Source organism: Candidatus Chloroploca mongolica (assembly GCF_004762035.2).
Classification (GTDB): domain Bacteria; phylum Chloroflexota; class Chloroflexia; order Chloroflexales; family Chloroflexaceae; genus Chloroploca; species Chloroploca mongolica.
The window spans coordinates 25,798-44,630 of record NZ_SIJK02000029.1; the positions used below are offsets into that span (position 1 = coordinate 25,798).

The window sequence follows — 18,833 nt, forward strand, 5'->3', positions numbered from 1 at the left end:
GAGCTGCATGTGCAGCTTTGCGCCTTTGCGCCTTTGCGTCAACACGAGTCAACCTTCTGTGCAAGGTATTGGCCCTAAGTCTCACCAGTTCTCCCCAAGCAAGACCGCCACGGCAGCGTCAAGCTGACGGTCACGCCCGAGCGCCCATTCACCAAGGGGACGCGTGACATCAACATCGACCGGGCGCCCGTGACCTTCGAGGAGCTCACCTTCTGGCGTCAGCACAGCAAAACTCGGGAGCCTAAAGAAGGCCCCGTCGAGCAGGCGGATATTGTGCGTCCAGATGACTGCTCCGGCGGTCGGGCGTCCGACTATCTTGCCCAGCCCAAGCCGACGATAGCTCTCGCTCAGCATTTCGGTATTGCTGGCCGAATGTTCGTTGGTGACGAGCACGGTTGGTTTGTTGAGGATGCGATTGCCCGCCATATGGGTCGAGTCGATGGCGGCTTGCTGACGGAAGCTGCTGAGCACAACGGTACGCCGGGTCAGGAGATCAAGGATAAAGGTCGCTGTGTGCCCACCAGAGTTGTAGCGTACATCAATAACAACGCCCTCTTTGCCGTGTGCTTCAGCATCAAGATCGGCCAGGAATTGCTGGTACGCATCGTAACTCATGCGCTCGATATGGACATACCCTAGCCGTCCATCACTGATACGGTGGACGTAGGCTTCATTGCTTATGACCCAGTCACGATAGCGCAGGTAGGCGTAGTCGTGTCCATTCAGGGGGCGCAGATCAACCTCACGAGTTGGCCCATCATGGTCAGGATTTTCGGCGAGAGTCAGACGAATACGACGGCCAACACTGCGGCGCATCAGGCGATCCAGGCTCGTCTCGGTTGTCAAGGCGGTACCATTAATCGCGACGAGATATTCGCCGGGGCGCGGTGGCTGAGGCCCCATGGCGACCGGACTATCAGGGATCAGGCGCTGCACCCGCAGGCGTCCGCTTGTGGTGAGTTCAACCGGATCAAAGAGCACCCCGATATACCCATCACTGCCCATCCAGCTGCCAGGGCGGCTGCCCAGATGCGAGGCACGCAATTCGCCAGTCATCAAATTGATCAACGTGTGCAACTCATCGGTCGTCTGGGCACCTTCGATCAAGGGGGCGAAACGCTCCCGCAATAAGGCCCAATCCTGACCGCGAAAGGTAGGATCATAGAAGTTGTCACGAAGCGCACGCCAGGCTTCATGAAAGATCTGCTGTTTGTCACAGTGGAAGTCGACCGTTACGTCGCCACGGACATGCACTTTGACCGGTTCATTGCCGGCAGGAAATTTGCGAATCGTGATCGTACCATCTTCGAGGGCAAAAAAGGCTCGGCCATCAGGTGTGAACTGCACAGCCGCTTTGGAACTTTCGCTTGCTGTCAACTGACGTGGCGGATGCCCACGACGTGGTTCATCGAGTGGCATACTCCAAATATTGACCTTATCGGCGACGACGGCAAGCAGCAGCAGATCGCGGCTATCAGGGCTGATCGCGGCAGCACTGGCATCCATCTGGATAGGTGTAAGAAAGTGGAGGCGGCGCTCAATGCCTTCAAAAACAATCATTGGGCTGACTTCAGGCTGTTCAGGGGATGATGTGCTCGTCGCCTGCGCTGCCGCCTCAGTTCGGGTGACAGGATCACGATCCGCGGGAAGCTGCGATGGTGCCGTTGCATCGGGCGTTTCATCGGGATCTTCTGGCTCGGTTGGTGGATCAAACTCAACCGCAATTTTTTCGATTGGCCGCTTATACTCTTCTTTCGATGGCTCTTTGTCCTTCTCTTCAAAGAGTTTCTCAAATTCAGCTTCACGAAAGAGCGGGTTCTGAGGGCGCAGATCGACACAGACAATCTGTGCCTCGGCGCGGTACTGTCTGGTGGTAAAGATCAGGTGCTGCCCGTTCGGTGACCAGAGCAGATTACTGCCCCCAAGGTTACTCAAAAAGGTAATCTGGCGTGGCTCGCCTCCTTCCAGCGGCACCACATAGCTGTTGCTAAAAAAGTGCTCGTCCTGAGCCAGATAGGCGAGCCAGCGCGAGTCGGGAGACCAGCAGAGATCAGCAGAGACAACAAAACGCGCCCGACACAGTTCACGGGCCTCTTCACCGTTCAGACTGACCAGACGCACAGCTTCGGTCTGACTGAGATACGCGATCCACTTGCCATCGGGTGAAATCCGCGGCATCGCTTTGGGGGTAAGATCGGTGGTGAGCCGAGTCTCTTTGCGCGCAACCACATCGTAGCGATAGATCTCATCTTCACCGTGACGATCCGAGAGATAGATCAGACTACGGCTATCAGGCGTCCAGGCGACCTGGCGTTCACGAGCGCGGGTATCGGTGACGCGGAAGGAAGGCCCCTGGCGCACGTCACGTTCCGTCTCTTTATCGGCAAAATCAACAAAGACCTGACCACGGGCAATAAAAGCAATCTTTTTGCCATCGGGGCTGAGGCGTAATTCACTAAAATGGCGCGGCCAACTCTCTTCGCGCACCGGTGTGACCTTGCTATCACCACGGGCAGTAATGGATAGCGGAGCGGCTTCACGCGTGGCAAGATCAAGCTGCCAGATCTGGAAGTTGCGTTCAAAGACGATCAAGCCAGCGTTGAGCGCGATCTGGGGAAAAAGCAACCGCCCATCTTCAAAGGTCGTCAAGCGTTGTGGCTCGGTGCCATCCAGGGCCAGATACCAGAGATTTTCGATCCCATCGCGGTCACTGACAAAGTAGATCCCCGCCCCATCAGGTGCCCACAACGGCCAGGCATTGCGGCCAGCATAGGCCCCGGGGATAGAGGTCACAGGCTGGGATGCGGGACTCGTCGGCTGTGGACCGGCAAGCAATTGCAAGGCCGTATAATTCCCAGTTTTCCATGCATCAGTTTCAGCGCTCGGGCCAAGCCAGATCTCACCGGGTGAGAAGGGATCTGGCCCACACCGCCACCAGTGATCACGGATATTGCAGAAGGCCAGACGGGTGCCGGTCGGATCGATGCTCACCGCACCGAGGTCTTCGTAGGGTTCACTATAGATGAGCGCCGGAGTACCGCCAGTGAGATGAACGCGATAGATACTATCACCAATCTGCTCGCGGTTCGCCGTAAAATAGATCGCCTGACCATCACGCGCCCAGGCTTCGACGGTGGAACGACCATCGTGAAACGTCAACTGGCGGACCGCGCCACCGTCAAGGGGCAACACATAGATTTCACCATTGCCATTGCGATCAGCAGTAAAAGCGAGGCTAGCACCATCGGGGCTAAACCGGGGGCTCTTATGGCTGGCCGCGTGGGCCGTCAAGCGTTCGGCCCTGCCACCTGAGGCTGCCACAAGCCAGATATCACCGGCATAGACAAAGGCAATCTGGGTGCCATCGGGATCGATGCTAGGAGTCCGAAAATAGGGGTGTGTGCTCATGCTTCTTTCCAGCCAATCGCTTTGCCAAGGATGCGTTCGATCAAGCCCGGGAAGAGCGCCGCAGCGATGACCCCGATGCGGTCGCCAACAGTGACATAGGTAACCCGTGTCGGGCGACGGGCCACCCGCAGAATGGTACGGGCCACCACCTCAGGGCCTACGCCGGGGGGTGAAAAGCGCCGTTGTTCCCCCCCTTTGCCCAGACGATTCTGGCTGAAACCAGTGCGCGTTGTGCCTGGACGTACGACCGAGACATTGATACCGCTGTCATGTAATTCCATGCGGAGTGCATCGCTCAGGCGTTCAAGGCCAGCTTTGGCAGCAGCGTAGCCACCCAGATAGGGCAGGGGTTGCACCGCGAGCACCGTTGAAACATTGATGATATGCCCACGACCGCGGGCTCGCATCACCGGAAGCACCGCCTGCATCAGAGCGAGGGGGCCAAAGAGATCGACGGCGAGGGCACGGGTGAGATCATCGTGATCGAGGCTGCTGACAGGGCCAGACAGACCAACGCCAGCATTATTGATCAACAGATCAACCGTGCCATATCGGTTGACCGCCTGACTGATCAGGTTGTGACAGGCCACCGGATCAGCCACATCGGTTGGCACAACCAGATGGTTGCCAGGCAGACTCGTGGACAGGCGGGCGAGGGGTTCAGGTGAACGGGCGGCAAGCACCAGGTGTGCGCCAGCATGCGCAAAAGCCTGTGCAGTCGCGGCCCCAATGCCCGCAGAAGCCCCGGTCACAACCACAACATTTCCTGCAAGTGTACGCATACTCATCCTGTCAAATGTTTACAGATCCCGGCCTTGATCGTCTGACCTGGCACTTCATGGCCCAGCAAGCATTCAAGGAGGCGGGCCGCACGCATTAACGCGGGCAGATCAAGCCCGGTTGTCACTCCCAATTCGTGCAACATATGCGTCAGATCCTCGGTACAGAGATTGCCCGGAGCGCCGGGGGCAAATGGGCACCCGCCGATACCCCCGATGCTGCTATCAAAGGTCGTAATACCAAGTTGCAACGCTGCGAGCACATTGGCAAGCCCGGCCCCGCGAGCGCTATGCAAATGGAGCCGCAGCGACTGACGGGGAAAGCGCTCACGGAAGGCAAGAACGATCTGTTGCACCAGCAGCGGATGGGCCATGCCCGTCGTGTCACCGAGGGTCACCTCGCCAACGCCAAGATCGAGCAACTGACCACAAAGATCGAGCACCCGTTCAACCCGTACATGGCCCTCAAACGGGCACCCAAAAGCCACCGAGAGCACAGCATCAAAAGCGATTCCGGCCTGACGCACCAACAGACTCATCTCGGCAACCTGATCAAGCGATTGCGCAACCCCCATGTTGACATTGCTCTGATTGTGACTTTCCGTTGCACTGAGAAAGACCTGAACGAGATCGACGCGAGACGCAACCGCGCGTTGTGCCCCCACCAAATTAGGAGCAATGGCACAATACATCACCTCGGGAGGGCGCGGCAACTGGGCAAACACCTCGGCAGTATTCGCCATCTGGGGAACCTGTTGAGGACGCACAAAAGCCCCGACCTCGATCTGGCGCAGACCGGCGTCACGAAGTGCGGCAATCAGTTCAAGTTTCTCGGCAGTGGTGAGCACCACCGACTCATTTTGGAGCCCATCACGTGGTCCGACTTCGCGAATCGCGGCATACGAAGGCAGGGCCATGGGGCTAGCAATGCTTGTCATCAACGACCTCTTGGTACTGTATGCAGCGGCTCTGCTGCGAGGGCAAGCCGAGATTCCTGAGCACTGCGCCCCATGCTTGGATTGGCGACAACGGCAAGCTTTGCTTGCCGTTGTCGCCAACCCAAGCAAAATTCCTGGAGGCCGCAGGCCCCCAAACGCTGGTCAAAAACGCTCTTCCATATGCATGGTAGATGAGCGTAGGATGCTTGTCAAACATCAGAGTGTCAAATAAATTGCAAGCAGAAAAAGCTTGATCTGGTATTTCACCATCCTGGTGGTTGCGAAGTGCATAATCTGTGGTTATAATCTTTCTTGTTACTACGTAACTCATCTGTAACCATTCCTGGTACGCTCAAAACATACATAAGCTATGTATTGACGCAAAGGTTTTAAGAACAGCACACCGAGTGCAATATACAAGGAGGGTCGGCATGGACTGGACGAAGCAGGCGAATGATATGCTCAAGACCTTTACAACCACACAGCAGAAGGTCTGGGAGAGTTGGGTCTCCTCAATGCAAATGATGGCAACACCACAGAGCCCAGAAGCCTGGCAGAAGACCGTTGATACCTGGCGTGGTACCGTAAAGTATGCTCTTGAGCAGCAGCTTGAACTGACCAAGTTGTGGGCCGAGAGCGTGGCCGCTTCTTCCGTGAGCATGCCAAACATGCCTGGCATGCCGAACATGCCTATCATGCCTGGTATGCCAACCATCCCTGGCATGCCAACCATCCCTGGTATGCCGGCGACTTCGGTTGAGTGGACACGCCAGATGCTCGAGATGACACGGACATGGACTGATACGCAGGTTCGTTTTTCCGAGAACTGGTTTGAGATGTTGAAGAAGGCCGAGCCGAGCATGATGGCGCAGACTTTTGATATGGTGCAGGCCCAGAAGATCATGGCGATGTGGCAGGATGCCGCCCAGAAGGCGGTTGAGGCGCAGACGCAGTTCAGCCAGATGATGGTAAAAGCAGCCTCAGGCGATGGCTCCAAAAAGTAAGCACGCCTAAGCAGAAGCTTGCACGTGACACGACCACCAAATAACGGTGGTCGTGCCTGTTTTAACGGTAGCCTTCAGCCTGCAGGTTGAAGAGGTGGGCATAGGTACCGTCGAGCAGGATAAGTTCGCGGTGGGTACCATATTCCGTAATCGTGCCCTCTTCAATGACGGCAATGCGGTCGGCCATACGCACCGTTGAAAACCGGTGACTGATCAAAAAGGCGATCCGCCCGGCAGTCAATTCACGAAAACGCTGAAAGATTTCGTATTCACGTTGTGCATCGAGGGCCGCCGTTGGTTCATCGAGCACCAGCACTTCGCTCTTCCGCATAAACGCCCTACCCAGGGCAATCTTCTGCCATTGCCCCCCCGAGAGTTCGGCCCCCCCGGCAAACCAGCGCCCCAGAATCGTATCATAGCCCTGAGGTAACGGTTCAATCACCTCATCAGCACCGCCGCGCTCAGCAGCAAGACGGATGCGTGACTCGTTGGCAAGTTCTTCGATCTGACCAAACCCGATATTGTCCCGCGCCGAGGCTTGATAGCGCACAAAATCCTGGAAAATGACCCCAATTGAGGCGCGTAGCTCTTCAAGATTGTAGGCACGGAGATCGACGCCATCCAGGAGAATCTGACCCTCGGTTGGATCATAGAGGCGCGTCAACAACTTAATCAGGGTTGTTTTGCCTGCGCCATTGGCCCCGACAAGCGCGATCTTTTCACCGGGCTTGACATGCAGATTGATCCCGCGCAACGCCCATTCGGTGCGATCAGGGTACTGAAAACCAACATTGCGAAACTCGATACCCTGGCTGATCGGGTGCGGCATTGGTTGCCCTTCGCCAGTGATCATCTGCGGACGCAATTCAAGAAAACCAAAGAGATTCTCAAGAAAGAGACCGCTCTCAAAGAGTTGATTCACATTGTAAAAGAGACCCTGAAACGTGCCCTGACTCTGACGAAAGAGGGTGAGGTAGAAGGTCAGGCTGCCAATCGTAATCGCCCCCACAAACGTTTGCCAGACAATCCAGGCATAGGCCCCGTAATAACTGATGCTTGCCAGCAACCCCCAGAGCGTACTGATCAGTGAGCGCCGCCGGGCCAGATACTCATCCTCATGCATAATCTTCAAGAACATCTCCTGATACCGTGCCAGCAATGGTTCCCCGAGCGCAAAGAGCTTGATCTCCTTCGCACTCTGATCAACGGTTAACAGATGTTCGAGGTAGGTCATGCGGCGTGATTCCGGCGCACGCCAGGTAAGCAACCGAAAAGACAGGTGGCTATACCGCGTCTGGACAACAAAGGAGGGCAGGGTTGCCCCAAACAGGATCAAGGCTACCAGGGGGCTAAAGGCAAGAATGCCAGCAGCAAACGAACTGAGCGTGATCGTATTCTGGATCAGGCTGAAGGTGGTCGTAATAATACTGATCGCACGCCAGTTGGACTCGCGGCGAGCATTCTGGAGCTTGTCGTAAAACTCGGCATCTTCAAAATAGTGGAGATCGAGGCTCAGTGATTTACGGATGATCGCCGTATTGATCGCATTGCCCAGGCGCGCATTGAGAATATGCTCAGCCAGCGCACGCAACTGCCCGAGAATTGTGCCCGTTGTCAGCAAAAGAAACTCCATTACCAGGAAGGGGACAGTCGCACGCAAACCGGCCTCGGCGCTGATATCGGTAGTGACAATCAGCACAACTTCATCAATGATCAACTTGCCGACCCAGGCCTGGGCAATGGGCAGCAGACCACTGATCAAGGTCACGACGGCCATCGTGATGGTTGCCCCTTTGTGCGCCTGCCAGACCAGGGCAAAGACCCTGGGAATGTTGCGGAGGGCCGAGCGTAGAATCTGCCAGCGCTCGGCGATGGTTTTACGTGGTTCATCAGGAAGAGAACCTTGTGTACTGGCAGAGCCTCGTCGGCGTGAGGAAGATGTTTGACTCATCGTGATTTGATCTGGCTCCTCTTTAGGGCTATCGCCCTAACAAACCATACGTGTGCTGGGGCCAAGACCAGCTTTGCTGGTCTTGGCCCCAGCACCCCAAGATTCCTGGGGGCTACGTGCCCCATTCTATTATACCCCTAGTGGGTATCATACACCCCCTGCATACGCAGAGGAACCACCTGAACAAAAGTGGAGGAGGCGTGCAACCTTTTGCAGCACTTCACCGTCTTGTAGGTACGGGACGTCAACCGACAGCGGAGTGACTCGTGGCGGGCTGCGCCGTCAGGAGTTACTCCGCTGACACTATGGCAAAAGGGGTAACGTATGGAGTGGATCATTGCCCTGGCAACGGGCCTGGGTCTGGCGACAGCTTCGGGGTTGAACGCATATCTTCCGTTGTTGACAATTGGTATTTTTGCGCGCCTGGGGATGATTCAACTGGCCGAGCCATTTGATCTCCTTTCGAATGTGTTTGTCTTGCTGGTGATCGCAGTGCTAGCCGTGCTTGATTTTGCTGGCGACAAGCTTCCGGCTATTGATAGTTTTCTGCACGCAGCCGGGATGGTGATCAATCCTATTGCCGGAGCGATTCTTGCCCTGGCGAGCCAGGGTGATCTTGCTACCGTCAGCCCAATTCTTGTTGGCGCGGCTGGCCTGATTGCTGCGGGTAGCACCCACGCGGCCCGGGCCTCGGTTCGTCCTGTCGTGACCGCTGCAACCGGGGGGACTGGCAATCCTATCATCAGTACCATTGAGGATGTGACCGCGTTAGTCTTGAGTATCTTGGCAATTCTTGTGCCAATTCTCGCGGTGGTTCTCGCGATTGTGCTGGCGTTTGTAGCTTATCGGGTCTTCCGTCGGGCGGCCAAAATCTGGCGGAAAGAAGATGCCGTGACGAATGGGAAAATATAGCGCCCCGAGATAGTTGGCAGGTAGGCTATAATACCCATGTGGTGTTTGATTGCATGGCGTCAGGAGCCTGAAGATGCCAACTGGCCCCTCAGGGACAGTCACGTTTCTTTTTACTGATATTGAGGGCAGCACACGCCTCTGGGAACAATACCAGGAGGCTATGGCCAGTGCCCTGGCTCGTCACGACCTTCTTCTGCGCGATGCAATTACGACCAATGGTGGTACCGTCTTTAAGACCGTTGGTGATGCGTTTTGTGCCGCCTTTGTGCGCCCCGAGGATGCTCTGCAAGCGGCCCTGGACGCACAGCGTAGCCTGGTCACTGAGGCGTGGGGCGTAACCGGGAGCCTACGCGTACGTATGGCGTTGCATTCAGGCGACAGCGTTGTGCGTGATGGCGACTATTTTGGCCCCACCCTTAACCGGGTTGCCCGTCTGATGGCTACCGGGCATGGGGGGCAAATTTTGCTTTCGAAGGCGACCACATCGGCACTGTTGCCTGCGCTGCCTGCCGATGTAACGCTGCTTGATCTTGGGGAACGCCAACTCAAGGATCTCAGTCGTCCCGAGCATATTTTCCAGGTTGTTGTCCCCGATCTCCCCAGTTCTTTTCCGCCCCTCAGGACGGTTGATACCCGTCCGAATAACTTACCCGCGCAGACGACAGCCTTGATCGGACGTGAACGCGAGCTTGCTGCTGTCTGTGCCTTGTTACGGCAACCTGAGTTGCGGCTTGTATCGCTTACCGGGCCGGGTGGTACCGGCAAGACCCGTCTGGCGATCCAGGTTGCCGCCGAATTGCTCGATTTTTTTGCGGGCGGGGTCTTCTTTGTGCCCCTTGATAGTATACGCAATCCCGATGATGTCTTGCCGGCGATTATGCATAGTGTCGGGATCAAAGAGCGCAATAGTCAGACGAGTCTCGCAGACCTGAAGGAAGGATTGTCGGCGTCCCCAACCTTGATTGTGCTCGATAATCTTGAGCAGGTTATCGCTGCCGTGCCACTGGTTGGTGAATTGTTGCAAGCGATCCCCTCGCTCAAGTTGCTGGTGAGCAGTCGTACGGTCTTGCAAGTCTATGGCGAAAACGAGTATCCGGTGCCACCCCTCAAGTTGCCACCGCTCAAACCACCCCCGCCTGTCCCTGAATTGGCAACCTATCCTTCGGTCACCCTCTTTGTTGAGCGCACCCAAGCGGTCAAACCATCCTTTGTTCTGACTGACACCAATGCGCGTGCGGTCGCCGAGATCTGTCATCGGCTTGATGGCTTGCCCCTGGCGATTGAGCTTGCCGCAGCGCGAAGCAAGCTCTTTGCCCCGCAAGCGCTCCTTGACCGTTTGAGCAACCAGTTTGAGTTACTGACGACAGGTGGGCGTGATCGCCCGGTGCGCCAACAAACGCTACGCGCAGCGATTGCATGGGGCTACGATTTGTTGCCGCCGCTTGAACAACGTCTCTTTCAACGTCTCGCCGTCTTTGCCGATGGTTTCACGCTTGAGGCTGCTGAAGCGATCTGCTTTGACCCCGAATTGCCGGATCTCTTCACCGGAATTGAGTCGCTGTTGAGCAAAAGCCTGCTGCGCCAGGATCTCGATTGTGAAGATACGTTGCGTTGCGATATGCTCGGAACCATCCGTGCGTATGCCCTTGAACAACTCGTTGCGACAGGGGAGTTTCCTATGATGCAAAGACACCATATTTCGTACTATGCCACCTTTGTGCAAGAGGCTGAGCCTGAACTGCGCAGTGCCGATAATAACCATTGCCTTGAGTTATTTGACCGGGAGCATGACAACTTGCGGGCGGCACTGTCTTATTGTGTGGAGCACAACGAAAAGCTCCGCTCTTTGCAACTGGGGGGTGTGCTCTGGCGATACTGGTGGGCGCGGGGCTATTTGCAGGAAGGACGGCGCTGGTTAGAGACGCTGATACAGTTCAGCGGGGATGAGCCTGTGGAAGAACGAGTGCAGGTCATCAGTGGGGCAGGGGTGCTTGCTAATGCCCAGGGGGATCACGAGCGCGCTGCACACCTGCTCGAAGAGGCGCTGCACATACAGCGCAGCCTTGACGATCCCGCAACCATGGCATTTGTGGCGACCAATCTTGGCATTGCTGTGCTGCAACAGGGTGACTACCTTCGTGCGATTGCCCTTTTTGAAGAGAGTCTTGCCTTGCGGCGCACGCTTGGTGATCCGGTGAGCATTGCAAGCTCCCTGAATAACCTGGGCCTCTTGACGCTCTATCAGGGTGATTACGAACGCGCCGAACGCTTTTTCGAAGAGACGATCCTTTTGCGTCGGAGCCTCGGCGATACCTGGGGCATTAGCAATTCGCTCAATAATCTTGGCCTCGCCGCGTATTACCAGGGCAATTATGAAGAAGCGTTGAACTTTTGCAGCGAGAGTTACGGCATTGCGATTGGTTTGCGTGACACCCATAGTCAAGGCTTAGCCCTGATCAACCTCGGACGCATTCTCGTTGCCCTTGGGCGCTATCAGGATGCCGTGAGTCATCTCATTCAGGCCGTTGACCTCTGGTTTGAGCTTGGCAATCACGAATACATTCCCGAGTGCCTTGATGGCATTGCCGACATTCTTGCCCAGATGGGGGTGAGTGCGTCGGCGGCCCAGATCTATGGGGCCACGGCGGCGCTGCGGGCCACGTTAAAGGTTGCCTTCCCGCATAGTGAACAAATCCGCCGTGATGCGGCTATGGCCGCGCTTGCCGCCGATCTGGGTGAGCAGTACGAGGCTTGTGTGCGGCAAGGAGCAGGGTTGTCGCTTGAGAAAGCGATTGCGTATGCCCATACGGTCATCGCTGAACATGTATCGGAAGATGATGACTAGCGTGTGCGGTCTTTCGTTTGAGAACGAGATGACGCGACGTGGTGGCAGCAAAGCCGTCGCCACGTCGCGTCACGTTGTTTGATTAGCGCCGCATAAGCGGCAGGTAGACGCGATCCGTCACATTGGTTGTGCGCGGTGCCAGCACCACGAGGCGGCCCACATTTGACTCGGTTGAGGCGGTACGCACAACATAGTAGACCGAGCCAGGCGGGGTGCCTTTGGGTAGCGACAACTCGGCCTCGAAGTTGCCGCTTGCATCGCTGGTCGCCTGGGTTACTTCCGTATTAATCGCCTCTTGATTGAGCCCACGGAAGATCGTCACCGTTGTGCCAGGCGCAAATCCTGATCCCGATACATAATACCGGGCGTTATTGCCTGGTTCGAGATAGGGTGGCTTGATCTCCATGCGAGCCTGGATATCGGCAGCGGTCACTTTGCCCCACGAAGGCAGATAGCTATAACCATTGCCGGTGATCAAGAAGCCACGGTCATCCTCGAAGTTGTCATCCACCGCATTCAAAAAGAGCCCGATATCGTAGGTGTATCCGCCATCAACTGTATACGATGCGGTGAGACCGCCGCTCTCGTCGGGCTTCCACGCCGGACGGAAGTTGACGCCTTCGCCGGTTTCTGGCGAGACAAATGGCCAGATGGGGTACTCCATGTCGTAGAAATAGCCAGTATCTTGCTTGGAGAAGCTCAACCGCCCGAGGTCGTAGCTGCCACTAAAGGGATTCTCAGCGACAAACGGATCTGGGGCCGGGCGCGGGTCAAGCCCCTGCATCACCCACGGATCGCCGACCCGCGTATAGAGGAAGGCCATCTCGTCGGTACCTGGGCGCCACGACGGGTAGTTGGTCCACAGGTAATCGCCCTCATACACTTCGTCGGTTGTGTGCAAGACGAGGTAGACAAGCCTTGGTGAACTGCCCATATAGTCAATAAAGCCAATCTGATTATAGATCAGATTGAATTCGACAGGATTGACGGTACTCTCATCTTCGAGCATCGTATAGCGGAACATGAGATATCTACCGTTGTAGTCGGCATTCTCATAGTAGACATTGTAATAGCGCTCCTCCACCGTGTTGTAAAAACCTGCACCCGGTCCAAGGATCATAATGTCGAAGTCGGTTTGTCCGGGTTGCTTGCTCAGGTTAAGATAGTGGATTGCCTGGCTGATCTCCCAGTCAAGCGGATCACTGCTACTGAGATCAAAGCGCAATTTGGTATAGAAAATGCCCCTCCGCAGCCCAGGGGCAGGTGTGGCGACAAAATCCCATGAGGGATCGTACGACTGTTCAATCGTGCAGGGCAGATCGTTGCCTGGCCCGTTCGGGCAATTGACGGTGCCAAAGGTGAGTTGCTGCGGTCCGCTGGCATTGCCAGGGCCAGTGCCGTCAGCGTCAACGAGGAAGAGATTCAGATTGAGGCTGGTGGCTTCGCTCGGCGTGGCATGGCGGTTTGAGACATAAACGACCTGTTGGCCGTCGGGCGACCAACGTGGATAACTATTGGCAAATCCATCACTGAGCAACGGGAAGGTTTCCGCAGTCTCTTCAGCCGAAGCGGTCGACTGAATACGGTAGAGGTCGCGTTGTTCAGTATTGACAACCCGCGCATAGACAAGATCGCTGAACGAGGCGGCTGCTGGCGGCGGGGGCGGTGGAAGCGTAGGATCGGGCTCTGGGTTCTGGACATTGGGCCACTCGCCGAGGTACTGCGCCCGGGCCAGGGTATACCAGGGCGTTCCCTGGATCGCAATCTGGCTATAGTTGATCGGACTCCGCGGATCAAAGCCACCAGCGCGTGGGTCAAAGCCCCCCGGCCGTCCAGCTGGCAACGGCATATGCACACTCAGCCCGAAGCTTTGTGGTGAGCGGGTACCATTATCTTCGGCAATGATCACATTGTTTTGGCCTGGAGTAAAGGCATTGATCAGAGCCTCGGCAGGGGTGGTGACACCCGTCAGATTGAGTGTGCGCACATTCTGGGCATAGTGGTAGAGATCGCGGAAGTCGCGGTCATGATAAAACTGGGTCTGTTCACCAGCAAGCAGCAGATCACCGGCTGCACTAGAACCGACATTCAAGATGGCATTGGCGAAGTTATTGACCCGCTGGATCAGTTCATCGAAGGGCTGATCAAGATTGACCGCACTCACGGTAAACTCCTGGCGGGCTAGGCCACCGTCGTTGCCGCGATAGAAATTGGCATAGGCCGCAACAATCTGCGCTGCCCAGACCTTTGGATCAATCGTGGGATTCTGCAGCACCGGCCTGAGGAAGGTATGGTACGGGAAGCCCGGCCCCGGCACCACCTCCTCGGAGGCGACCATCAAGCTGACATAATCTTTGATTTCGTAGGCAACTTCGTACTGGCCCATCAGACAGGCGTCGAAGATGAGCAGATCGAACTGGCTCTTGCCGAGTGCAGCGAGGCCCTGTTGCAGCGCCTGCCGGAGCTCGAGCATATTCCAGAAGTTACTGCTCACATCATCTGTCTCGATGGCTTTCCAGCCACCTCCGTGATTCCAGATGACTACTGCATACTGGTTTGCAGGATAGTTTTGCTTGACAAAATTCATAAAACGCACAAACGTCGCGGGATCACCAGTATCAAGATTGCCACTGAAATCAGAATTGCCAGTCACATTGATCACCTTGTTGCTCTGCACTTCATAGAGGGTGGTAGGACGATTCGACTCATCACTGAGCACGACAATATTGACGTCGTTGGTTGTACCGCCAGACGCGATCATCTGATCGATGTTGAACTGGGCATAGTTCGAGAGATCATTGTCGCCCGCAATATAAACTGCTACCGTCCACTGTTTGGTGGTAGGCTGACCAATCTGGGCGAGTTCGGGTGAAGGATCGAGCACGGGGAACGTGACCGAAGGCGGCCCAAGGGGTGGCAAGACGCTCCCCTGGGGGAGGCCACCAACCACGGTGAAGGCGGCACTGCTCTGGGTGAGTTGCGGATGCGTCGCGGCCTGCATCGCCCCGCTGAGCGTCGCCTCGATGGCGGTGAGCGTATGCACTCCATTCGTCATCGGCTCGGGAATAATGAACGACGTACGGAAGGTGCCGTCAAAATCAGGCAAAATGAGGCGGCGTTCGGTGACATTGACCCCATTCCACAAGAGCTTGACGCGCTGATGGGGGGCATATCCAAAGCCCTGCACCTCGATCATGCTGCCTGGTTCGCCGCTCGCGTTGTTGAGCAACAGACGGCGCACATCTTTGGTCATCGAGCGATCAGCGAGACTGAGCAACGGCACGCCGCCAGCACGATCTGGGCTGCGCGCCGGACCTTCCATCGCAAAGATAGGCTTCTGGGCACTACTACGTGCCATTGCGCCACTATCGCCTGATGGCATTGCCGCGCTCGCCTGGAGGGTCGTCGCAACGGATAGACGGGCCAGAGGATTATCGGTGGCTGGTTGGGCCTGTAGGGGCAGGACAGCGAGGATCAACGCAAGGATACCAAGCATCGCAAAGATGCCGCCTAAACGAACACGACCATGTCTGCTACTCGAAGATAGGGTACGCATCGAACCCTCCCTTTGCTAAGCGTGCCGATGGTAGATTGACAGTTGTTGCGCATGCACCTGGGTTGTATATATGACAAGTATAGCACTCTCACCTTATGCTTTCTAGAGCCATACCCAGCAACGGGAGGGGAAGCTTCCCAAACACTCTTGATGCGCAGGGCGACGCCCCGTGTATCAAGAGTGTTTTATAATATGTCATCATGAAGATTCACCACTCCTTCAGGCTCGTCGCGTTGCTGCTGCTGAATGGCTTGCTGCTTGTTAGTTTTGCTGGCTTTGTCTGGGCTGATAATGCGCTTCATCGGGGCGTTGTCTTTACCCCTGACCCTGAGCCTATCCCACAGGCTGATGGCCCAACCCTGGGCATCAATCTGTTTAATGTTCATCTCGAACCAGACCCTGTGGCGGTGCAGCGTTCCTTTGAACTCTCGGCTGAACTCGGGGCGCGTTTTGTGCGGATGCAGGTACCCTGGGACGATCTTGAGATCCACGGGCGGGGTGATTTTGAGGATCGGCGCAATGTTGAGGCCATCGGCGTAGTTTCGTCGTGGGCCAAATATGATCGGATTGCCCATGCCGCTCGTGCCGCCGGGATAGAGTTGATCTGGCGCCTCGAAAGGCCTCCCGTATGGGCACGTCGTCAGTTCGAGGCTGATCCGGTCTTTCAGGCCGGGTTGCTGGTGGATGGCAATTCGACCGGCCCTCCCGACGATCTTGCGGATTATGCGGCTTTTGTGCGGGCTGTGGTCGAGCGTTATAACGGTAATGGGGTGGATGACGCCCCCGGTAGCCCGGTGGTGCGCTATTTCCAGATCTGGAATGAACCAAATCTCCGCAATGAGTGGAACTGGCACGATCCGCGGCCCGAGGATTTTGTTGAACTCTTGCGTGTCGGGGCCACTGCCGTGCGTGAGACAAATCCCGATGCGGTCGTCATCTTCCCCGGTCTTGCCCCGACCGATGGGCTCGATTTTCGTGCGCCAATGACCGAACTCGAGTACCTCGACCGGGTCTATCGAGCGGGCGGCGCGGCCTATTTTGATGTGATGGCAGCGCAGGGGTATGGTCTCGGTCAGTCGCCAGATGAGCATCGGTATGTCTTTTTGCGCGGTCGTGGCAACTGGAACTGGCAACGCCCGATTGATACTCGCAACGACGTGAGCCGGGTGGTGCTCTTGCGCGAGGTGATGGAGCGACACGGCGATCATGCGACGCCGATCTGGATCACCGAGTTTGGCTGGAATAGCGCCCCCGATCACATCCCGCCCGAGCGCCGTATGACCTGGGGGCCGCCGGTGAGCGAAACAACCAAGGGCGAATATCTGGTCGGCCAGATGGAACGCGCCCGCGACGAGTGGCCCTGGATCGGCGTGATGAATGTCTGGATGCTGCGCTACGGCGGCTATGCCGAGCCAGATCCCGCTGATCCAACGCCCTATTTTGCCCTGGTTAGCCGTGATTGGCAGATCCAGCCGTCGTTCGACATTCTGCAAGCCTTTGCGACCGCCCCCGCAATTGCCGGCGTCGGGGCGCATTCGTGGAACCATGCCGCCGTTGCCCCCCTGGCTGATGGATGGCGCTTGCAGTTCGCTGGGACACGCATTGCCCTCGTGGTTGATCAGGCCAACCCTGTGGCAGTGACGATCAATGGCGACCCGGTTGCGTTGCGTCACGCTGAGTCGGACGGGCGATCGCTGCTGGTCAGTGACGAATTGCCCGATAGCGTGCATGTGCTTGAGTTGCAAGGGCCGCGTGCGCCGGTGAGTTTCATTGTTGAGCGGAGTCGTCGGTGGGCTTTCTGGTGGGACTATGGGGCGTTGGGTTTGCTTGCCCTGATGGCGGTCAGTGGCGCGGCGACGATGTTGGCAGCACCGCCTGTGCTTGTGCTGATGAGTCAGCGTGTTCGTCGTCTGCGTGGGCAGATGCTTGCACGCGGCGGATGGCTGGCCTACCTTGTGCAGACCGACACGCTTGTTGCGAGTGGCATGCTTTTCGCGGTGATCATTGCCTACCGGGCTTCGCCCCAGGTACCGCTAACCCTCGCTGGCCTGTTGCTCTTCGCGATCCTGGCGGTGATGCGGCCCAGGGTGGCGCTGCTCTTTGTTCCCTTGACGTTGCCGCTCTACTTTATCCCCAAGTTGATCTTTGATAGCCGCTTTGGGTTGCGCGAGAGTGGCCTGGCGTTGCCGCTGCACGAACTCTTGCTGGTGATCGCGCTTTTTGCGGCTGGCGTGCGCCTGGTCATTGAGGTGATGGCGCACTGGCTCAAGCGCCCGCTCCGCGAGCCGCAGGTGCTTGCCTTGCCTGGCAACGCTATGTGTGCCTTGCGCGATCGTCGCCAGACCTGGTCGTTCTGGCTGCCGATCCTGCTTGTTGGGTTGGCAGCAGTCTGGGGCGTCGTCATTGCCGAGCAGCGCGGGCCTGCGTTGCGCGAATTGCGCTGGATGTTTGTTGGCCCAATGGTCTTTGTGGGGGTCGCCGCACTCTTTGGTCAGGCGTATCAACGCCCAGTGGTGCTTGCCTGGCTCACGGGTGGGGCACTCGCCGGGTTGGTTGGCTTGCTCCAGTTTGGTGGGCTCAATCTGGTGCCCCTCTTTGGCACCAAGGCAGGTTTTGGCGATGATAGCTTCTTTGTTGAGGGCGTAAGGCGCGTCGCGAGTCTCTATGGGCATCCGAATAATCTGGGCCTCGCAATGGGGCGCTATTGGCCCGTGGCGGCGGCGTTGACGTTTGTGGCGCTGCGTGCGGGTGGTGTACGCAGGGCATGGCCCTATGCACTGGTGACTCTGCTTACCCTGGGGGGCTTGCTCGTCTCGTTTTCGCGGGGGGCCTATCTGGGGATGTTGGTAGCGAGTGGTGTTTTGGCGCTCGCCCTGGTACCAGCAAAACTGTGGCGCACGCGGCGGGTGCTGGTGCCCCTCGCGATAGTCGCGGGAATCGGCGTGGTTGGGGTGATCCTGGTGATCATCCTCGATATCGAGCGGCTCAATCCATTTGGGGCAAGCAGCGGCGTGCGCGTGCAGACCTGGCTTTCGGCGCTGGCAATGTGGCGCGATCACCCGCTGGGCATCGGCCTCGACCAGTTTGGCCGCCTCTATCCAGCCTATATCAACCCGGCCCTGGCCGCGACCAACGAGATCAATACGGCGCATCCGCACAATCTGTTGCTTGATCTCGCCCTGCGGATGGGGCCGCTCGGTCTGCTTGCCTTCGGGTGGTTGCTCTTTAATTTCGCACGCGGGGCCTGGCAAACGCTTGCTCGCACTGGTGCGGCGCGGCACGCTGGCGCATACGGCCCCGTGCTAGTCGCTGGAGTCAGTGCCGCGATGGCGGGCGGACTTCTCCATGGCATGGTTGACCAGTTCTACTTCTGGCCAGATCTGGCGTTTGCCTTCTGGCTTATGGTGTGGGTGGAGTATGTTCATCGTTGACAAAAGCGC

The 18,833-nt window shown here is 57.1% G+C and carries 10 protein-coding genes; 4 read left to right on the forward strand and 6 right to left on the reverse strand.

The window, feature by feature from the left end; genetic code table 11:
* Window positions 1-81: 81 nt before the first annotated feature.
* The 4 genes from EYB53_RS15710 to EYB53_RS15725 are packed head-to-tail and all read right to left on the reverse strand — an operon-like array spanning window position 82 to window position 5,456.
* A complete protein-coding gene (locus EYB53_RS15710; RefSeq protein ID WP_135479378.1) occupies window positions 82-3,408 on the reverse strand; it encodes a S41 family peptidase in 3,327 nt (1,108 codons plus the stop codon).
* Window positions 3,405-4,190, reverse strand: coding sequence for an SDR family NAD(P)-dependent oxidoreductase (locus EYB53_RS15715; protein ID WP_135479379.1), 786 nt, complete (start codon window positions 4,188-4,190; stop codon window positions 3,405-3,407). Before EYB53_RS15715 ends, EYB53_RS15710 begins: the two co-directional genes overlap by 4 nt.
* 2 nt (window positions 4,191-4,192) lie before the next feature.
* The gene (locus EYB53_RS15720; protein ID WP_135479380.1) at window positions 4,193-5,125 is read right to left on the reverse strand and encodes a hydroxymethylglutaryl-CoA lyase; all 933 of its coding nucleotides are present in this window, start codon (window positions 5,123-5,125) and stop codon (window positions 4,193-4,195) included.
* Window positions 5,109-5,456: a hypothetical protein gene (locus EYB53_RS15725; RefSeq protein WP_135479381.1), complete on the reverse strand. Its 348-nt coding sequence runs from the start codon at window positions 5,454-5,456 to the stop codon at window positions 5,109-5,111. The genes EYB53_RS15720 and EYB53_RS15725 overlap by 17 nt, the downstream gene beginning before the upstream one ends.
* 100 nt (window positions 5,457-5,556) lie before the next feature.
* On the opposite strand from EYB53_RS15725, the gene EYB53_RS15730 reads away from it, so the two are divergent.
* On the forward strand, window positions 5,557-6,129 hold the full coding sequence (locus EYB53_RS15730; RefSeq protein WP_167857431.1) for a hypothetical protein: 573 nt from the start codon (window positions 5,557-5,559) through the stop codon (window positions 6,127-6,129).
* 61 nt (window positions 6,130-6,190) lie between these two features.
* Here EYB53_RS15730 and EYB53_RS15735 read toward each other — a convergent pair whose 3' ends face one another.
* Window positions 6,191-8,080 (reverse strand): ABC transporter ATP-binding protein, encoded by a 1,890-nt coding sequence (locus EYB53_RS15735; RefSeq protein WP_135479383.1) that lies wholly within the window; start codon window positions 8,078-8,080, stop codon window positions 6,191-6,193.
* 324 nt (window positions 8,081-8,404) lie between these two features.
* Between EYB53_RS15735 and EYB53_RS15740 the strand changes: the two genes are divergently transcribed.
* Both EYB53_RS15740 and EYB53_RS15745 read left to right on the forward strand, forming a co-directional pair.
* Complete coding sequence (locus EYB53_RS15740) at window positions 8,405-8,992, forward strand: DUF4126 domain-containing protein (RefSeq protein ID WP_135479384.1); 588 nt, start codon at window positions 8,405-8,407, stop codon at window positions 8,990-8,992.
* A gap of 73 nt (window positions 8,993-9,065) precedes the next feature.
* A complete protein-coding gene (locus EYB53_RS15745) occupies window positions 9,066-11,837 on the forward strand; it encodes an ATP-binding protein (RefSeq protein WP_135479385.1) in 2,772 nt (923 codons plus the stop codon).
* 82 nt (window positions 11,838-11,919) lie between these two features.
* Here the strand turns inward: EYB53_RS15745 and EYB53_RS15750 are convergent, their stop codons facing one another.
* Window positions 11,920-15,393 carry a clostripain-related cysteine peptidase gene (locus EYB53_RS15750; RefSeq protein ID WP_135479386.1) on the reverse strand — a complete coding sequence of 1,158 codons (3,474 nt, stop codon included), beginning with the start codon at window positions 15,391-15,393 and terminating at the stop codon, window positions 11,920-11,922.
* A gap of 200 nt (window positions 15,394-15,593) precedes the next feature.
* Here EYB53_RS15750 and EYB53_RS15755 point away from each other — a divergent pair, with 200 nt between their 5' ends.
* Window positions 15,594-18,824: an O-antigen ligase family protein gene (locus EYB53_RS15755; protein ID WP_135479387.1), complete on the forward strand. Its 3,231-nt coding sequence runs from the start codon at window positions 15,594-15,596 to the stop codon at window positions 18,822-18,824.
* Window positions 18,825-18,833: the final 9 nt, after the last annotated feature.